The sequence below is a fragment of the Paenibacillus maysiensis genome (assembly GCF_000520815.1).
GTDB lineage: Bacteria > Bacillota > Bacilli > Paenibacillales > Paenibacillaceae > Paenibacillus > Paenibacillus maysiensis.
In genome coordinates, this window is record NZ_ASRY01000184.1 from 1 (window position 1) to 18,787 (window position 18,787).

Sequence of the window (18,787 nt, forward strand, 5' to 3'; positions counted from 1 at the left end):
TTTACCGCCCCCTCCTACTCGATAAATATTCATATTCACTTACAGCTAAGTAAGCTACTCCAATAATCAAAGCTATTACGGCAAAAAACTTTAAAGAATCAAACGTTACATTATAATTAGGATTTAACGTTCCGGCTCCTATAATTGATGCACTAAGAAAGTAAGAAGAATACAATATAGCAGATATAAAACAAAATATTGTTCCTATCACAGCCCTATACATTGTTTGTTCATCCTCCTTTATAATATTTTGAAATTTGTCCAAAAAATATAAACATGATTATTATAATCCAAAAGGTTACACACATCAACTTTTGGAGATTATCAATAGTCCTCACACCTACTGACCCTCTCAATCATCCTGACAGAATCAAAACGAAGGATGGATTGTTTGTAAAAAAACTTCAGTCAAAATGAAGTAGTTTATGGTCAGTCAACAGATGAGGAAACGCAAGAGAGGATCATCTACAAGAAAAAAGATGGAACCTTGCAACTGTGTAAGGAAGAATCCTACGGGGTTCTTCCTTTCAGTGGGAATAAGTAAAAAGCATCATTATAGCCTACAGAATGGCTGACTCTCAAATCGTATAAAAGCCAAAACATGGACATGCTTGCGATCAAGGCTATAGTGCCACTTATTAAATATATGTATATTTCTCCTTTCAATTCCGATTTCATGTTTACGAAGAGAAGAGGTAGGCTTTATTTCTTATGTATATCCATTCTACTTCATTTGCGATGATGAAACTGGAAGAATATTTAAGTAATAGCCTCAATTCAGCGTCCAAAATGGGCTATAGTCTCTATAATGCTTTTTTAATTTCATGTAAAATGTAATGATTACCAAAATGGACAGTGATGGAGGGAAACATGAAGGATTTGAAAGATCGTTTACATACGATCCGCCAAGAGCAGAACAAGCTGCTTAAGGAATATCAGACGTTAATTGCCGACTATGAAGCCTCGGATGTCATTCTGGAGAATGAAGTGCTACGGAAGAAATTCGAGGATGTTCAAGCACGCTGTATCCGTCTGGAAGAGCGGGTACAACATATCGAGCAGGAAAATGGAAAGCTACGCACGGCGCTGACGGAGCAAATGCTGAGTGAGAAGGCCAATATGATCCGTATCTCGCGTGAAAAGCTGGAAACCTATTTTGCTTCCAGAATAGCAGAAGGGACGAACCGATTGACTGCCTTTGAGTACGGGGCTAAAAATCGTGTAGACCAGCTTATTCAGCAAAGCACTCATGTGCTTAAAGAGGATCAGGAAGAGATCGTCGCCAGATTGCGGCAGTTCTCGGAGGAAATCCGTGAGCGGATCATGGAGCAGCGCCGACGCTTCCAAGAGGCTGAGCAAAACTTGCTTCATCATACGGCGAACGGGCTGGACCAGCTCCAAGAAGAAGAGATCAGCGAAGAAACGATGCAGAAGCGCATGAAGCAGAATCAGTTCGAAATGAAGCTGGGCTTGAACTGGATCAACAAGCTGGGGATTTTGCTCATTATTTTAGGTGTAGGAGCTGCCTTTAAATATTCATACTCCAACTGGTTTACAGGAAATATGAAGGGCGTGGCCTTCTTTCTGTTAGGAGCGCTGATGCTGGGTGGCGGCGAGTGGTTGTACCGCAAACAGAAGCAGACCTTTGCGCTCGGGATATTGGGCGGCGGTATTTCGGTGCTGTACGGGTCGATTTTTTACAGCTACTTTTTACTTGAAATTATAGGAATGTATACAGGCATTGGCCTATCCGTGCTGGTGACGGTGACCGCTGTGCTGTTGTCGTTAAGGTATGAATCCCGAACGATTTGTTCTTTTGGATTGGTAGGGGGATATCTCCCGTTGTTTTCCTATATGGCGGCCAACGGGCTGGAAGGGAACGCGGTTTACATCGCCATGGGCTACCTGTTCCTGCTGAACCTGCTGATTCTGCTCGTATCCTTCCGCAAACGCTGGGTCGTCGTGCAATATATCAGTTTTCTGCTGAATACGCCTCTGATGCTTGTACTGGTGTGGCTCTCGGATAGCACGGCTGCAAGCATGTTGTATGCAGTTATTACATTTACAATGTACCTCGGGGTGACGCTATGGGTGCCGTTCCAATTGAAAGAAAAGCTATCCTGGCTGGACTTCTCCCTGCTGGCTCTGAATACAGTCGTAAGCTGTGCCGTGCTGTACTCTCTGTTCGATGATGCGGGCCTGGATGATTACAAAGGCTTGCTGGCACTCGTCTTTTGCCTGGTATACGGGGGCTTGGCGCAATGGGTCAGCCGATATATTCCGGAAGAGAAACAGACGAAGGTGTTATTTTATGCTACCTCTCTGACCTTCGCCATTCTGATGATTCCGTTCCAGTTTGGAGTTAAATGGCTGTCGATGGGCTGGCTAATCGAGTCCGTTCTCCTGACGTTGTATGGCAACCGTTATCGATTGAAGGAATTGGAGCGGGCTGGCTGGGGCATTTTATTACTGTGTCTGGGCGCTTTCTTTTTCGTCGATTTTCCTATATATCTGCTGTCCGGATTTAAGACGGACTATTTTGGGCTTAAATATACGCTCATTACGCTGGGTATGCTGATCGTTACTGTCTTTTATGCGATTCAATTTAGCCGCCTGGATGCTTTCAAAAACAATCGTTTGTACGAAATGCGTATCATGCAGGGTTTTAAATATGTGACACTGGTGAACGTGTATGGTTATTTGCTGTATGAGGCCGGGCATTGGTATAACATCGTCGTACCCGAAGGCTTCACACACTATTCCTTTTACAAAGCGCTGCTGTACACCTGTGTATCGCTGGTTTTGGCTTATTCCCTGCCTAAAGTGAAGCTGCTGTATGATCAAGTGATTAAATACTACAGCTTGGCGCTGTATGTCATCGGCTATGCGTTGGGGCTGCTAGTTACCGTGGCCATTCCAACCTTGCATGACAACTATGCGCAAAATACGGCTGCCGATTATGTGGCGTTGGTGGTGCTGATTGCCTTCAATGTACTGGTATTTTTCAGCAGCAGGGATTTCCTGAACGCGCTGATGACCCGACATTATCGAAGCACAGAGCTGTATCCGGTCATCATGGGCGTATATTTGCTGGGCGTGATTACCGCTTTCCTCGGAGTTCAATTCCGTCTGGAGGATGCCGGGCTTGTATTTAGTTTGGTGTATCTGTTGCTGGCGATTCTGTATATTGTCTACGGCTTTCGCAAACGGGTTGTCTATATTCGCAGATTTGGTCTGGGATTAACTTTGCTATCGACAGGTAAGCTGCTGCTGTATGACCTGCATCTGTTAACAACAGGAAGCACGATCGTAGCTTACTTCTCTTTTGGTGTGGTATTGTTGGCGATTTCGTATATTTACCAAAAAGTATCTAACCGCATGGGAGAGACCATAATCAAGAAGGATGTCGAAGAAAAAATGTAGGTTTTTGTTGTATTGTGTAGATAAACAACATTTTGAAAATAATTTCGAAGATAGTGAAATAATTGCATGACCTTACATCCTACTTACGCTATAATGAGTAAAAATTATTCATGTACGCATGCTAATGTTTATGCGGAAGTAGAGAGAATGAGGGGGATATAATGAATTTGAGCAAGGGGCAGAATAGCCTGAACGATAAAAATGAACGCTTCTCGTCAGCCGGGTTCATATTGGCAGCGATCGGGAGTGCGGCAGGACTGGGTAACATTTGGAAATTTCCGTATATTACTGGTCAATATGGCGGAGCTGCATTTTTCTTGTTGTTTATTGTCTGCCTGTTGCTTGTTGGTTTACCTGTACTTTTAGCAGAGCTTGCGCTTGGTCGTGCAGGTCGAGGAAGTGCTGCTTCTGCAATGGTAAAAGTAGGTGGTCATCCGATTTGGGGCAAGATGAGCATCGTGTTTGTTATCGTGCCGTTTGTTATTTTATCGTTCTACGCCATTGTAGGAGGCTGGACACTGCATTATGCTGTAGAGGCATTTAGTGGAAATCTGTTTTCGAATAATGATTTTGCTGGACAGTTCGCTTCTTTTTCTTCCGGCTATGCGCCGTTGGTTTGGCTGTTAATTGTTTTTGCATTTACGGCAGTCGTGGTTACTCTTGGGGTATCGAACGGGATTGAAAAGTTCAATAAAATTCTGATTCCTGCCAAGGTCATCCTGTTGCTCGTGTTAATGATTAACGCTCTCATGCTGCCAGGCTCTGGTGCGGGCGTATCCTTCTTTCTGAATCCCGACTTCTCTAAGCTAAGTGTAGAGTCTGCATTGGTTGCTTTGGGACATGCCTTCTTCTCACTCTCACTGGGGATGGGGATTATGATCACGTACGGTGCGTACGTGGATCGCCGTCAATCGCTGGGTGGAGCCATGCTGGCAGTTGGTGGCGGGGATTTAATCTATGCGTTTATCGCTGGTATGATTATTTTCCCTACAACCTTCTCTTTCGGGATTAACCCGGCCCAAGGACCATCTCTGGTTTTCATTGCTTTACCTGCTGCGTTCTCTGCCATGCCTTTCGGCGCTTTCTTCGGCGGTTTGTTCTTCGTACTGCTGGCGGTTGCTGCGTTAGGTTCTATGGTATCTTTGCTGGAAGTACCCGTAGCCTATGTTATGGAGCGGTTTCGTTTGAGCCGGGTTCGCTCGGTTATCGTCGTATCGATCCTGTGCCTGTTGCTGGGCATCCCTTCTGCATTGTCCATGGGACTGGTGCCGGAATTAAAAGTGGGAGATAAATCATTCTTTGATTTCGTCGACTTCACAGCGTCCAACATCTTCTTACCGTTAGGCGGTTTGTTGATTGTTATATTCACAGGTTATTACTGGAAGACTGCGGCTGAACATGCGAATCTCAAACCCTTCTGGTTCCGCATATGGTTGTTCGGCCTTCGGTATATTGCACCAATCCTGATGTTGTTGGTATTCCTGCATACCTCAGGCATCATTAAATTTTAAGCTCAAATCAATAAAAAGGCTTTCTTCCTAAGGGAAGAGATGCCTTTTTTTGTATATGTATCAGTAGTTACCTAACTGTGGAAAGGAGTGATATAATAAAAACATTGTCATTAATTTTAACTTCAATGAAATCATTACGATTACGAAGTTTTATATAATGAACAAAAGGGGTACAAAGCATCGCACAAAACGATGTGCAGGAGAGGGAAAGGGCAGAAGAGCATTGAAACAGACAGGGAGCTTGAATTTGCATGAAGGATGGCGGCTGAAATGAAGTCTAATCCGTTGCCATCACAACGTCGGTATATGCCGGGTCTGGACGGATTAAGAGCATTAGCGGTTATCGCTGTCATTGTATATCATCTGAATCCGGATTGGTTGTCGGGAGGCTTGTTGGGTGTAGGTGTTTTTTTTACGTTGTCGGGGTATTTAATCACGGATATTCTGGTAAGTCAGTGGGATACATATCATAGTTTCAAAATGAAAGATTTCTGGTTGCGTCGGGCCAGAAGGCTGCTGCCTGCTATGCTGATGGTTGTAGCTGTTATTGTCCTGTGCTCGTTGCTTTTCGATCCGTCACGGCTTGTAGCCTTGCGCGGAGATGTGCCTGCTGCATTGGTATATATGAGCAACTGGTGGTTTATTTTTCATCAGGTATCGTATTTTGAAAGCTTTGGCCCACCTTCGCCGCTCGGACATTTGTGGTCGCTGGCGGTGGAGGAACAATTCTATATCCTATGGCCGTTACCACTGGCGCTTGGGCTGAAATACATGCCCAAGCGTATTGTGCTCGCAGGCTGGGTAACTTGCCTGGCGTTGATCTCTGCGCTGCTGATGGCAGTGATTTACGTGCCGGGAACTGATCCGAGTCGGGTGTATTATGGCACGGATACGCGTGGATTCGCCCTGCTGATCGGTGCCGCGCTTGCCTTGGTATGGCCCAGTAGCAAGCTGAAAGGGCAAGCGTCTGACAAGGCACGGTTGCTGTTGGATGGCATCGGGGCTGTAAGCTTGCTACTGCTGTGTCACTGGGCATGGGCCTCAAATGAATATGACCCTTCTTTGTATCGGGGTGGCTTACTGGGTATAGCTTTGGTCACTGCTATTGTGGTCGCAGTGTTAGCGCATCCGGTGAGCCATCTGGGGAAGCTGCTTGGACTCAAGCCGCTGCGCTGGATCGGTGCCCGTTCCTACGGGCTATACCTGTGGCATGTTCCAGTTATCACCCTGACGACACCGCAGGTGGATACCGAGGGTGTGCATGTGCTGCGAACCATTTTGCAACTATTAGCAACGGTACTGCTGGCTTCCTTCTCCTTTAAATATATCGAGGAACCGATCCGTCACGGAGGATTCCGTCGCTGGGTTGCAGGAATCCGTACAGCGGTTCGCAGACAGGCACGGTGGAGGTGGATGCCTCCAACCGCAGCATCTATGCTTTTTATAGGAGTTCTTGCAGGCACCGTTCACCTGTACGTGGCGTCTACTGACGCAACCACGCAGGCAGCAGCGGCGAATGAAGAGAATCCAAGCGGGAAGACGAAGGCAATGCCGCCGCTTCATGGGACCGTATCCGTGGCTTCGAAGGAGCCGAAAGCCAAGCCGCAAGTATCCGGGGGCAACAACGTGCAGGACGAAACTAAGGTCCAGGCTCTAGCCGGAACGCCAAAGAATACGGAGACTAAAGCTGGCACTAAGGTTCAGTCGGATACTTCGACCCAACAAGCTACGTCCAAAGCAGATGACGGCGCAGGTGTGACCGCGATTGGGGATTCTGTCATGCTGGATGTGCAGACGTACATTCAGCAAGCTTTTCCAGGCGCGGTTGTAGACGGGCGCATCGGACGACAGATGGCGGAAGCGCCTGCCGTGCTGGAGCAGTTGAGACAGAACGGACAACTGGGGAAGACAGTCATTATTGAGCTGGGCACAAACGGGGCTTTTACCAAGGATCAATTGACCGATTTACTCGCCAGTTTGAAGGATACGAAGCGTATTATCCTCGTGAATACCCGTGTGCCTCGGCCGTGGGAGAGTATCGTAAACAGGCATCTTGCCGAAGCGGCAGCCCAAGATGCACGGATTACGATGATCGACTGGTACGGAGCCAGCTCTGGCAAAAACTCGTATTTTGAACATGACGGAGTTCATTTGAAGCCCAAAGGCGCCAAAGCCTATGCATCTTTGTTGGCTCAGGCTTTGACGAAGCAATCTTAATAGCAATCGTCAGGTAGCTGTGATGCGCAAATATCACGGCTCCTTTTTATTTTATTGAACTAGCCTAAAGGGTAACAATTCTTTGCTATTTGGCTACAATTTTTCAATTTTCATTCTACTTATTTATGGTAAGGTTACCTATACGAATATGCCTGATTTCGGGAAATATTAATTGTGGTGGGGGTACATAAGCTAATGGAAAAGAGTTACACACATAGCAGGACAAGAGAGCACCGCATGAAGAGGAACAAAGGAAGAATAATATTCATTGCTATTTTATTATTTGTGATCGGTTGTATTACGCTCATTGTGCTAAAGGTTTCAGATAGCAAATCACCGGCCCAAACAATGGAACAAGTTAAAAAAACAGATACCGTATCCAATGCCAAATCAACAGGTAAACCGACTGCCGAATCGAATGGTAAAGCAGCTTCACATAAAAATGATGCCGGCGTGGAAGACGTGGCCTTTGTTGAAAAATATTTAAACCAACAAATGCTGGGGCAGATGCCTGATGGAGCTGACGGTAAAAAAGTAGCTTATTTATCTTTTGATGATGGGCCATCCGTAACCGTGACACCTAAAATATTAGATATTCTTAAAAAACAGAAGGTTAAGGCAACCTTTTTTGTCGTAGGAAAGGAAGCAGATGAGAATGAACATACGAAGAACATCATCAAAAGAATTGTTGCAGAAGGTCACGCTATAGGGAACCATACGTATTCACACAACTATAAGTATTTATATCCTCACAAGGCTGTAAGTACGAACAACGTCATGCAGGATATTGAAAAGAACAACCAAACCTTAAAAAGTATTCTGGGTCCGGATTTCTCGACAAGAGCGATCCGATTCCCCGGAGGTCATATGACGTGGAAGAAAAACGATCCCAAGGGTATGGCCGCATTAGATGCAGCTTTACTAAAAAAGGATTACCACCAAGTGGACTGGAATGTGTTAACTAAAGACGCAGAGGGACCATCCAAGAAAGCGAACGGACTCATAAACCAATTCATAAAGACTGTTAAGGGTCGAGAAAAAGCCGTAATACTAATGCACGATACCTATGGTAAGGAAGAAACAGCAAAAGCCTTGCCGACAATCATAGAATATTTAAAAAAGCAGGGATATGAATTTAAGATTATGAAGTGAATATATGTTTATTGCTCCATTTTGCTTGTATTCAATTTTGTAACGAGTAAATTAGTCTTAAAAGCCCTTTAATAGCTTATATAATATCATTTTTAGGTATATACTATAATAAAATAGTATTTAGGGGGAGATTATGCTGGTATTAAAATCATACGAGGTATTTATACCAGGGGCTTTCCCAACATATACCTACGTTTCAAGAAACACACCCGATACTTCCTATTCATACGAATTCAGATTAGCGCAATCACTTAAAACTATTGGTTATTTAACATCAATTATTGGCCCTTCAAAAACCGGGAAAACCGTTTTGTGTGAGAAAGTAATAGGGCAAGATAAAATTGTGGATTTGACAGGAAATGACTTTAAACATTCAGAAGATTTTTGGGTAACCGTAGCCAAAAAAGTAGGCCTATCACTAGAAAGCAACCATACAGAGCGTAGAGGTATTGAAGGAGAAGGAACTACGGGTCTCATAGAAAAAAAGTCAACAGCAATCACAGAATCATTTCGTTCTGGCAAAGATAAGATTATTCAATTTTTTAATGAAAATGATTTAGTTCTTGTCTTGGATGATTTTCACTATGCACCAGAGGATATGCAGCTAGAAATGGCTTATCAATTAAAAGATGCTATTCGAAAGCAATTTCGAACGATTGTCATTTCTTTGCCTCACAGAGCTGATGATGCCATCCGTAAGAATCCTGATCTGAGTGGAAGGTTGAATCTTATCAACATTGAGCCTTGGCAACTGGATGAACTAAGTGAAATCGCAACAACAGGTTTTCAATCATTAGGTATGAATATTGACTTAAGCTATGCTAAGGATATAGCTCTTGAAAGTCTTGCTTCTCCTCAGCTCATGCAATCTATATGTTTGAACCTTGCTATTCAACTGGATGTAGATCATAACCGTGAAAATGCACAGATTACGAGTAAGACCCAGCTTGAAGAAGCTTACAAGATGACAACAATTAATCTCTCATATAAAGACGTGGTAAGGAAGTTAAAGGCTGGGCCGAATCCAAGAGGGCAGCAGAGAAAAACCTACAAGCTTGTGACTGGTGAGAATGCGGACATCTATGAGCTATTAATAAAGGCAATTTCACTAAATCCCCCTAAGATTAGCATCTCTATAGAAGATATGAAGAAGAGAATTGATGAACTTATTAGTGATGGTGATGACAAGCCGGATAAGCCAAAGGTCAAATCTGCAATAGAGCAGGTTCAATCCATTATGCAAAATAGTGAGAGTATTTATCAGGTCTTCGAATATAAGGACGAGGAAATTTATATTTTGGAGCCACACTTTTTATTTTATTTACGATGGGGGATTCATTAATGGGAGAGAGCATGACCACATCAAATAGAACAAAAAGTGAAACAATCCAAGCTATTCAAGAACAGATTGATGAGGTTCGGCTACTGACTCAGTCCGAGAATAATAACGAGGTGAAGCTCGAAGAGTGGAGAATTTCAACAAGTAGAATTCTTCAGAGAGCTTTTTCAAATGCATCAGTTGCTCGTGAATTTTTGTTAAAGACCGATGCAAAAACTTTTCAAGATGCAGGTGTATCTTATTTAGAAGGATTGATAATTGATGTAAACAAGGGGCTATTTGAGAAAATATCTCCTCCCTTATCTTCGGGCTCAGATCTTATTGATCTTCAAAGCTTCCATGTGATTATCCGAAGAATTATGCGTAATTTTTATAAACATATAGAAGAGATGTATAAGAAACCTGTACATGGTAGGGGAACGATTCGACAAGAGGATCTTGCTAAAATATCTCTAGGAAACGAGTACGATGTACAGCGTATGTTATTTTCCCTCATTCGTCCGATTTTTCCAGAAGCAAGGGTCGAGATATCTGATGACGGCGGCTATAAATCTGTTAGATATGATATATATTTAAGGGAGTATGAAACTGTAATAGAAGTCAAATGTTCGCGTCCCAAAATGAGTGAACGTGAATTGACTGAACAATTAGGGTCAGACGCCTTCCATTATAGGGAGAAGTATGTATATTTCTTTATTTATGATAAGGACAAAATTATAGGTAATGTGGATGCCTTTTGTAAGACATATCATAAGAGTTTGGATATAGACGGAAAACAAATTGAAACCATAATCATGCAGCCTGTTGTAATGTAGACAAAAAATGTGTGCAAGGGAGATATAACAAGGCAGCTACCTATCATCTCTGTAGCTAAAACAAGAAAAGGACGAGGGCCATTGGCCCCGTCCTTTTCTGTTATAGAAGGTATACAAATCGTCCGTTTTAGAGCCGTTCCGCTTCAGCCATCGCCTGAATGAAGGCTCCGATACCTTTGGGATCGTTCGTCACAATCGGCTCGCTGATATAGTAAGCGAAGGTACCGTCCCGACGATCTTTACCGCCCAAACCGCTTACTTGCACCGTTTTGTTCAGATTCACGAGTCCTTCTTCGGTAATCGTGATAAATTCATCAATAATGCCTTTGCGGATGATCTCTGCCTCTTGACGATAATGCTCTGGCAGATAACCTTTGCGAACGCCTTTGGCGATAGCATAGAGAATCATGCAGGAAGCGGAGGATTCCAAATAGTTGCCTTTCACATGGCCCAGGTTGAGCACCTGATAAAAGACTCCACTTTCTTTATCACGTACTTTCAGCAGAGCTTCCAGTGTTTCCGTCAGCATATCGAGCAAGGCAGGGCGATCTGCGTGATCTTCTGGAATATAATCCAGCACGTCAACGAGTGCCATAACGAACCAGCCGATAGAGCGTCCCCAAAAGTTCTTGGAGCAGCCTGTTTGCGGGTTGCACCATGGCTGTTCAAGCTTCTCATCCCAAGCGTGGTAGAGCAGGCCTGTTTGAGGATCACGCGTATGTTCATAGCAGAGCTTGAATTGTAAGGTAACATCGTCAAACTCTGACGGATTTCCAAATTCGCGGATAAATTCAGCGTAGAACGGGGCGCCCATGTACAAGCCGTCCAGCCAAATTTGATACGGGTAAATTTGCTTATGCCAGAATGCGCCCTCGCTTGTGCGAGGGTGTTTTTCCAACTGACTGCGTAATTGGTAAGCTGCCTTTTTATATCGTTCGTCTCCTGTGGCACGATACAGAGAGAAGAGCAGCTTTCCGTTATTCACGTGGTCAATATTGTACTCATCTACTTTATAGCGCTGAATCACGCCATTTTCGTCAACAAAATGATCCATATGTTTTTTTACAAATTCCATATACTTGGGATCGCCTGTCAGTTCGCCAACCCATTCCAGACCTCTGTAAATAACGCCGTGGTCATATTCCCATTTTTCGTAAAACTCCGGACTACGCTGTAGAACGGAATCGCTCATACGTACAGCCCAAGAATCTGTTTTTGTGGGGTTGGTTGTCGGTTGTGATGTTGGATTTGCCATGATACAGTCACCTCTATGGTAAATATTTGATTGGTAATCGTTGTTTGTGCTTACATGGAAGGCGTATGTGATTTAGGGTCAGCAGGTTTGTTCTTGAAACCTACATTATTGTTGCCCCAGCACCGATCGTAATTAAAACCTGTCAGATCCTCGAATACCTTTCGAGCTTCCGGTTTGGCTGACTTCATGGAGCCGCCGTTTTTGAGACGATCAATTTCGGTAATCAGCTTCTTGTGGCTGTCGATATCCAGCTTCATCACGACAGACGCAATCATACCGATGATCGCCAAAACGATGGTTCCAACGACGAGCACGTAAAATATAGCATGCTGAGCTGCGATCGGCTGACTATCAGCCCCGGATACGAATCCGAAATGCTGTAACACCCAGCCAAGTATGAAGACGACGACTGCTCGCACCATTTTACCTGCGAAAGTCATCATACCTGCATAAATTCCTTCCCGACGACGGCCAGTCAGTGCCTCATCTACATCAGCAAGGAACGTATATTGATTCCAAGGAATATAGTAGACCCCGCCTGTACCAAGACCCATAAACAGTGTGATGACATATAGCCATACCATCGTATTGGAGGCTCCCGTTATATAGAGCAGGCCGTAACCCGCTACGCTAAAGCAAACGACGACGAGTGCGGCGATAAAAGGCATACGGAACCCTTTGCGCACACAGAACTGGATGAAGAAATAGGTGGAAATTAATTGAATGACAGAGTTAAAGCTGTTCAGATTAGATACCATCTCCGAGCTTTGGAACAGGGAAAACACAATAAAGTACGTAAAGGCAGAAGTGAACAGCCACTCGGCTGAAAAGCCGCCCAGATACATGCCCAGATGATGACGGAACGTCTTCACCCGGAAGGTTGAGGAAATGTCAATAAACAGCTTTTTCATGGAATCTATAAAGGAAAGCGGAGCTTCACCTTCCAGTTCCTTTTGCAGTTCCTCCGTAGGGCGTTCCCAGGAGTTTTTGTACAAAAATGCCATCGCAATGAGCAAGATACCTGCAAACACGAGACCGGTATATAAGAAGGGCAATGGAGAGTCTTTGCCATACTCCGCGATAAAGCGACCAGGGATAAAAGCGGCGGCAAAATTGGCAATTTTACCGAACATGGCCTTCCATCCGGTCAATCTGGAGCGCGCGCCGAAGTCCCGGGTCATCTCTGAGGCGAGTGCTTCATAGGGCACCATGACAGAGGTATACACCAGTTCAAACAGCACGTACGTACTTAGGTAATACCAGAAACCCAACCCATCTACCCAAAGCAACGGATACACGAGCATCAGTGGAATACCCATCATAATGAAAAAACGGCGTCTGCCGAATTTACGGCCTAGGCGGGTTCGATGAAAGTTGTCGCTAATAAAGCCCATGATCGGATTGCTGACTGCATCGATGATGCTGGCAACGGAGAAAATGGCTGCGGCCTGAACGGGAGACAGTCCGCAAAAGGTTGTATAAAAATACATTAACCATGCGCCACTAATAGCAAGTGCACCGCTTCCCAGCATGTTGCCGCTTCCATAGGCGAGTGTATGTTTCATTGTGATTTTTCGTTCCATGATCTGTTCACCTCATATTTTGTCTGGTTATGAGGACTATCACCGGTCGCTATATTATGCTGAATGTCTATGTTGGTAGATGGGCCAGGGCGTCCTGATTGGGTTGGGCTTTTAGCGTGCCCCTATATTGTTGCCGCTCGGAGTGCCCGAGCCGATCAGATCGCTTCCTGAAGCCAGCTTGAGGAAGTTACCTAGCTGGATGGAACCGTCTGCGTTTCTAGTAATGGAAGGAACGAGACTGACAAAGTCATCAGCGCTGGCGAGAAGACCTTTGGCATTGGTGCTTTTTTTGCTTTTCCACCAGACGTTAGAATTGTCTTGATCGGTTCCGCTGGTCTTGTCACTGGCTGTTCCTTCAAAGGAAAGATTGTTAATAAATACGTGTTCACCCTTGTCAAAAGCAAAATTGCTTTCGCCATTGCCCCATGAGGTATTATTAGTCAGGGTAATGGAGCCAGGATTGCTATTGTAGGTAAAGCCGTGCTTTTTATTCTGAAAGGCAATGCTGTTTTTGACGATATGGTCGACCTTGATTTTGTCCCCGCCCAGCTTAAAACCATTGCCGTCACTGCTAGCGGTGGACGTTCCGTCAGAAGTCTGTCCGTTGTGGTGGGCGACACTGTTCAAGATTGTTACCGCTCCGATAGGTCCGGTTGCTGCTTTGGTAAACAGATCCCAACCGTCGTCAACGTTGTACGCAGCCAGGCAGTTATCGAACACATTGCCCGGTCCTACGGTCAGCTTGGCGGCAAATCCGTCGGCATCCTCACCGTTATCAGGATCAGCATTATCATGAGAGTAGGAGTTCAAGATTAGGTTGTTCGAAGGCCATTCACTGTTAGCGGCTGTAGTGGAGGAGCGTCCGAGCTGAAGACCGGTATCCCGGTTATGGTGAGTTTCCACGTTTTCAATCCGGTTGTTGCTGCCGCCGATATAGATACCGTTATCCCCGGCACCCTTTACTTCAAGGCCTTTTACCAGCCAATAGTCTCCGAAAAGCTGGAGTCCACGGTTAGCGGAGCCCAAGGCTTGACCTGAAAAATCAAGTACAGGCTTTTCACCGTCGTAAGCAACCAACCCTTTGAGGGAGCCATTGCTTCCATTATTTCCATGCTGAACCGTAATCGTTGATGAATAGACGTAGTTGCCTCCGCGCAGGTAAATGGTTTTACCAGGAGCTATTTGTGTAAGTGCGGCTTCAAGAGTAGTAGGACTGGATATGGTGCCTGGATTGGACACGTTACCATTCGGTGCTACATACAAGTCACCTGCTGCCAGTGTGGTGGAGATAGTAGATGAATCCGTTGCACTGGCAGCCTCTTCTGAAAGGGAAGAAGAAGGGGCATTGGATGACGTATCTGCGTAAGCGGTTCCAATAAGAAAAGAAGAAGCGAATACAAAAGAAACACCGAGTCTTAGAGCGTTAAACCCGTTTTTTGGACGTTCATTTCGTTTAAACATGTAAATTCCTCCTTGATTTCATCTTTTATTTTTTAAAAAAATAGCACTATAAAAGTGACTTATGCTGTCTTTCATGCGAAACGAGGACACCCCCCCTGGGTGATGGATTAACTGGCATATGTCTAAAACGCTCTAAGAAGTATAAGCTCAGTTTAATATATGTTAACGTTTGCATCAACTGTTTTTTGATAATATTTTGATATTGTGAAAAAAAGTTCACACTTTTGTTTCAACTAAAAGCACGGTTTTGCCAAACTGGGAAAAGTTGATTATACTTATACAATATACACATATTAGGAATAGAATCTATGAGAAAAGGCGGTTCTGACGCATGGATCATGGGAATCATTCGACGAGTCCAGCTACGCAGAAAGTTTTGGAAAAGCAGCCGCAAGTTAAAAATGAGATCGTGGATTGGCTTAAAGCGATTATGGTAGGTGTTGTTCTCGTGTTCATTATACGTTGGCTGCTATTTGTACCATCTATCGTTGAGGGAGCATCTATGGAGCCGAACTTTAAGACAGATGAGCGAGTTGTCGTGAACAAACTGATTTATGATTTTCATGATCCCAAACCGAGTGAGGTGGTTGTGTTCCACGTGAGAAAAGAAGGGAAGGATTTTATCAAGCGTGTCATTGGTGTTGCGGGAGACACGATCAAATATCAAGGCGATAATCTTTACGTGAATGGTAAGAAAGTAGAGGAGCCATACATTCAGGGAGCTGTCCAAGAAGCACATGCCAAGGGCGAGCTGTACAACAATGTGGACTTCCCGAATGCAACAATAACCGAGTCCAAGGTTCCCGAAGGTACTATTTTTGTCATGGGCGATCATCGTAATAATAGTAGGGACAGTCGTGCGATTGGCTTTGTTTCGATTAAAGATATTGTTGGACGTGCGGATGTGGTTTTCTGGCCGCTGGGCAGCGCGCAGTGGGTAAAGCATGATGAATAGAAGAGCGCCTAAGACGGAATGCTGTTTCCGTTTTAGGCGCTCTGCGTGTCTCTGAAGCTGTTATATTTTTTGGGGTAAAAGGGTCAGGCAGCTTGCGCCAGTCCTGCTTCATCTCTTCAGGAGTCAGCAGCGTCTCATCCAGCGTACGCTCAATTTCTTCCTGATTCATATCTATGCCGATAAATACGAGCTTGGTCACCCGGTCGCCGTATTTTTTGTCCCAATCCGGTGTTTTTTCAAAAGCTTCTCCGAGATAGTATTGGCGTTCTTTCTCGGTCAAAGCAGATACCCACAGTCCTGCGCATGCAAATTGCTTGGAGCTGCCCGCCTGACTGAATGTAAAGGCGGTGCGGTTCTGCGTGGCGAACCACACCAATCCCTTGAAACGGACAACCTCGGCAGGCCATTTGGCCAGCCATCTTAACAAGCGTTCCGGGTGAAACGGGATTTTGCGCTTGTACACAAACGAAGCAATACCGTATTCCTCTGTCTCCGGTACTGTTCAACATCTCCTTTCACATTTGTTAATAATCAGCTCATCACAAAATTCCACCAGCTTCTCATCCACGCGGGATAATCCTCCACCATCCCGAACGAGATCCGCATCAATGTTTACCTCGCTCATGTCATTGACAAAGACGGCTACCCGCAAGCCCTCCCGGTTATTCAGCACATGATTGAGCAACGTGGTTTTGCCTGAACCGAGATACCCGCTAAGTACCGTAACCGGTATTTTCTTCTCCAATTCCATAGTGTTTGCCAACGTAATCACTCATCCCTTCGAAAGTGTTCATGAAATGCTGAATGTGTTGTAGTGGCCACAATGTCAGATAAGGAAGCTACATGAAAAGGGGAGAAAGAAATCAACAAAAGAAGTGATCTATATATTATTCGGTGCCGTATCATACCTGGAATGTTGTATATTTAATAATTGAAACTTATGCATCAAATTTAACTGTTTTAAATGATAAACAAGCGTATAATAACCCAAAGACCTAAGAAAATTATCCCATACAAAGGAGATATTTCAGAATGAAAATTGGTAAAAAACTATCCATTAGTTTTGCAGCCGTATTATTGCTTACATTGGTTGTGGGTATTATTGGTGAGTATGCTACTTCGTCTTTACATAAATCATATCAAAGCATGATTGATGATAGCGTCGCTAAAATTTTAATGATTAAAGAATTGGAGTACGATGCTGCGAGTCAAACCAAGTATTTTCGCGGGTATCTGGTGACTGGCGATCAGGACGAAATGAACAGTTATCTGAAAGAACGCGAAACCTTTGCAACGACCATGAAGAAGCTGCAATCAACGCCAGCACTGGACAAGCCCAAACAAATGGCAGAACAACTCCAGCAGATGGAGGCTGAATATGCAGATATCGTGAAGGAAATTACCTCATATAAGCAGCAGGGGGATGTGGTGACCTACACGAGATTAGTGGAGGAAAAATGTAAGCCGATGGCGCTTGCGCTGGAACAACAGTCACAGGTGATGGAGCAATACCAGATGAATCTTCTGAATCAATCTCAAGTCGAGCAGGGTGAAAAGCTCCAATATGTACAGACGATGATTATCATTGCGATGGCGCTCGCACTGGTGATCGGGATCGCATTGGCGTATGTAATTACCCGCATGATTGCCCGTCCGGTGGTTCAGGTGGCTCAAGCCGCGCGGCGTATTGCAGAAGGAGACCTGACACAGGAGGATATTCAAATTCGGCAGAAGGATGAGATTGGTGAAATGGCGCAGAGCTTTAACGATATGAAACGCCAGCTTCGTTCGCTGCTGCAAGTAATCTATCAAAACGCACAGGGAGTTACGCTGGCTTCGGGTGAGCTGTCCAATGGCTCCGGACAGGTGGCGGAAGGTACACGGCAGATGGCGGAGACGGTACAGGGAATCCATGATTCGGCGGGCAATCAGGTTGAGCGAAACCGTGAAAACCAGCAGGCGGTCAAGGAAAGTGCAGAAGGCGTTCAAAAGATTGCCCAATCCGCGTCCATTACCGCAGAGTTGTCCGAGCGAGCGATTCACGAGACAGAGCGCGGCAATGCAGACCTGGAGGAAACGGTTATACAGATGCGCCATATTCAGGATACGATGAAGGATTCGGTCAAGGTTATTCAGGACCTGGGCGAGCAATCGAAGAGAATCCAAAGCGTAACGCAATTTATTCGGGATATCGCCAAGCAAACCAATTTACTGTCGTTGAACGCCTCCATTGAAGCGGCTAGAGCCGGGGAATCGGGTATGGGCTTTGCTGTCGTGGCGGGTGAAGTGAAGAAGCTTGCGGAACAGACGGGTCAAGCTTCCCAGCAGATTGCTGTCTTTATGGATGCCATGGCGGATACAGTGAACCAGGCCGTGGACTCGATCCAGAAAGGCTCCAGCGAGGTTGAGGCTGGAACAGATCTGATTCATCGCACCGGGCAGACGTTTAGCAAAGTACTTGAAGCAGTACAAACGGTCGCTGAGCATACGCAGGAGGTGTCGGCTGCGACCGAAGAATTGTCTGCCATTACCGGGCAACTGCTGAACTCGGAGCAAAAGCTGGTAGGCTTGTCCCGTGAGATTGCAGAGGAATCGGAGTCGGCTGCGGCTGTGTGCGAGGAGCAGCTCGCTTCTATGGAGGTCATCGCGGATTCTGCCGATTCGCTGCGTCATATGGCTGCTGAGCTAATGTCGGAAATACAGCATTTCCGCATTACAGACGATGCAGACGAGAATGCTTCGGCTTCGGGCCAATCAGGGGATACGAATGGTGGACGCGGGACATTCACCAGACGTACATCTATGGATAGAATTTCAATTTCGGATACACCGATTCATCCCGCTTCCTGATCTGGAAATGCCTAAGGAAATGGAAAGCATTTTGAAAACGTCCAAGTCCGGTGATCTGTCTGTTAACTACTCGCTGGATACGTTCCACCAAAAATTTGGCGAGCTGATGCAGGCTTATATCAGCGGCAACATGAACAAGGGTCAGGCGGTTGCAGAGATCGAGAAAGCGTGGGTGCAATTAGGCTCGGCACAATAAGACTCATTTGTAGAGGGCGCCCGTAAGGGC

General features: G+C 45.2%; 11 protein-coding genes and 2 pseudogenes. 9 read left to right on the plus strand and 4 right to left on the minus strand.

Annotated features, from left to right (window positions below; genetic code table 11):
- Positions 1-870 precede the first annotated feature (870 nt).
- From L696_RS0111970 to L696_RS0111995, 6 genes are all read left to right on the plus strand, one after another.
- Positions 871-3,423 carry a DUF2339 domain-containing protein gene (locus tag L696_RS0111970; RefSeq protein WP_025683840.1) on the plus strand — a complete coding sequence of 851 codons (2,553 nt, stop codon included), beginning with the start codon at positions 871-873 and terminating at the stop codon, positions 3,421-3,423.
- Between the two features lie 161 nt (positions 3,424-3,584).
- Positions 3,585-4,934: a sodium-dependent transporter gene (locus L696_RS0111975; protein ID WP_025683841.1), complete on the plus strand. Its 1,350-nt coding sequence runs from the start codon at positions 3,585-3,587 to the stop codon at positions 4,932-4,934.
- A gap of 270 nt (positions 4,935-5,204) precedes the next feature.
- Complete coding sequence (locus L696_RS0111980) at positions 5,205-7,151, plus strand: acyltransferase family protein (protein WP_025683842.1); 1,947 nt, start codon at positions 5,205-5,207, stop codon at positions 7,149-7,151.
- A gap of 195 nt (positions 7,152-7,346) precedes the next feature.
- Positions 7,347-8,303, plus strand: coding sequence for a polysaccharide deacetylase family protein (locus L696_RS0111985; protein ID WP_025683843.1), 957 nt, complete (start codon positions 7,347-7,349; stop codon positions 8,301-8,303).
- A 133-nt stretch (positions 8,304-8,436) separates the two neighbouring features.
- Complete coding sequence (locus tag L696_RS0111990) at positions 8,437-9,645, plus strand: ATP-binding protein (RefSeq protein ID WP_025683844.1); 1,209 nt, start codon at positions 8,437-8,439, stop codon at positions 9,643-9,645.
- The gene (locus tag L696_RS0111995) at positions 9,645-10,457 is read left to right on the plus strand and encodes a PD-(D/E)XK nuclease domain-containing protein (protein ID WP_025683845.1); all 813 of its coding nucleotides are present in this window, start codon (positions 9,645-9,647) and stop codon (positions 10,455-10,457) included. Before L696_RS0111990 ends, L696_RS0111995 begins: the two co-directional genes overlap by 1 nt.
- Positions 10,458-10,584: 127 nt before the next feature.
- On the opposite strand, the gene L696_RS0112000 is transcribed toward L696_RS0111995, so the two are convergent.
- From L696_RS0112000 to L696_RS0112010, 3 genes are all read right to left on the minus strand, one after another.
- Positions 10,585-11,712, minus strand: coding sequence for a glycoside hydrolase family 88/105 protein (locus L696_RS0112000; RefSeq protein WP_025683846.1), 1,128 nt, complete (start codon positions 11,710-11,712; stop codon positions 10,585-10,587).
- A gap of 50 nt (positions 11,713-11,762) precedes the next feature.
- On the minus strand, positions 11,763-13,295 hold the full coding sequence (locus tag L696_RS0112005; RefSeq protein WP_025683847.1) for an MFS transporter: 1,533 nt from the start codon (positions 13,293-13,295) through the stop codon (positions 11,763-11,765).
- 111 nt (positions 13,296-13,406) lie between these two features.
- Positions 13,407-14,756: a right-handed parallel beta-helix repeat-containing protein gene (locus tag L696_RS0112010; protein ID WP_025683848.1), complete on the minus strand. Its 1,350-nt coding sequence runs from the start codon at positions 14,754-14,756 to the stop codon at positions 13,407-13,409.
- A 331-nt stretch (positions 14,757-15,087) separates the two neighbouring features.
- Here L696_RS0112010 and lepB point away from each other — a divergent pair, with 331 nt between their 5' ends.
- Positions 15,088-15,711 carry a signal peptidase I gene (lepB, locus tag L696_RS0112015; RefSeq protein WP_025683849.1) on the plus strand — a complete coding sequence of 208 codons (624 nt, stop codon included), beginning with the start codon at positions 15,088-15,090 and terminating at the stop codon, positions 15,709-15,711.
- Positions 15,712-15,775: 64 nt separating this feature from the next.
- On the opposite strand, the pseudogene L696_RS28590 reads toward lepB, so the two are convergent.
- Positions 15,776-16,474, minus strand: a pseudogene (locus L696_RS28590) (CobW family GTP-binding protein); the annotation flags it as partial.
- A gap of 269 nt (positions 16,475-16,743) precedes the next feature.
- Between L696_RS28590 and L696_RS0112030 the strand changes: the two are divergent.
- Positions 16,744-18,561, plus strand: a complete 1,818-nt coding sequence (locus tag L696_RS0112030; RefSeq protein WP_025683852.1) for a methyl-accepting chemotaxis protein — start codon at positions 16,744-16,746, stop codon at positions 18,559-18,561.
- Positions 18,551-18,757 (plus strand): annotated as a pseudogene (locus L696_RS29505) (sugar ABC transporter substrate-binding protein); the annotation flags it as partial. The gene L696_RS0112030 and the pseudogene L696_RS29505, both read left to right, overlap by 11 nt.
- Positions 18,758-18,787: the final 30 nt, after the last annotated feature.

Coding starts and splice junctions, on each gene's coding strand:
- L696_RS0112000 (WP_025683846.1), bottom strand. CDS start 11,712: ATGGCAAATCCAACATCACAACCGACAACCAACCCCACAAAAACAGAT.
- L696_RS0112030 (WP_025683852.1), top strand. CDS start 16,744: ATGAAAATTGGTAAAAAACTATCCATTAGTTTTGCAGCCGTATTATTG.
- L696_RS0111980 (WP_025683842.1), top strand. CDS start 5,205: ATGAAGTCTAATCCGTTGCCATCACAACGTCGGTATATGCCGGGTCTG.
- L696_RS0111985 (WP_025683843.1), top strand. CDS start 7,347: ATGGAAAAGAGTTACACACATAGCAGGACAAGAGAGCACCGCATGAAG.
- L696_RS0111970 (WP_025683840.1), top strand. CDS start 871: ATGAAGGATTTGAAAGATCGTTTACATACGATCCGCCAAGAGCAGAAC.
- L696_RS0112010 (WP_025683848.1), bottom strand. CDS start 14,756: ATGTTTAAACGAAATGAACGTCCAAAAAACGGGTTTAACGCTCTAAGA.
- L696_RS0111990 (WP_025683844.1), top strand. CDS start 8,437: ATGCTGGTATTAAAATCATACGAGGTATTTATACCAGGGGCTTTCCCA.
- L696_RS0111975 (WP_025683841.1), top strand. CDS start 3,585: ATGAATTTGAGCAAGGGGCAGAATAGCCTGAACGATAAAAATGAACGC.
- L696_RS0111995 (WP_025683845.1), top strand. CDS start 9,645: ATGGGAGAGAGCATGACCACATCAAATAGAACAAAAAGTGAAACAATC.
- lepB (WP_025683849.1), top strand. CDS start 15,088: ATGGATCATGGGAATCATTCGACGAGTCCAGCTACGCAGAAAGTTTTG.
- L696_RS0112005 (WP_025683847.1), bottom strand. CDS start 13,295: ATGGAACGAAAAATCACAATGAAACATACACTCGCCTATGGAAGCGGC.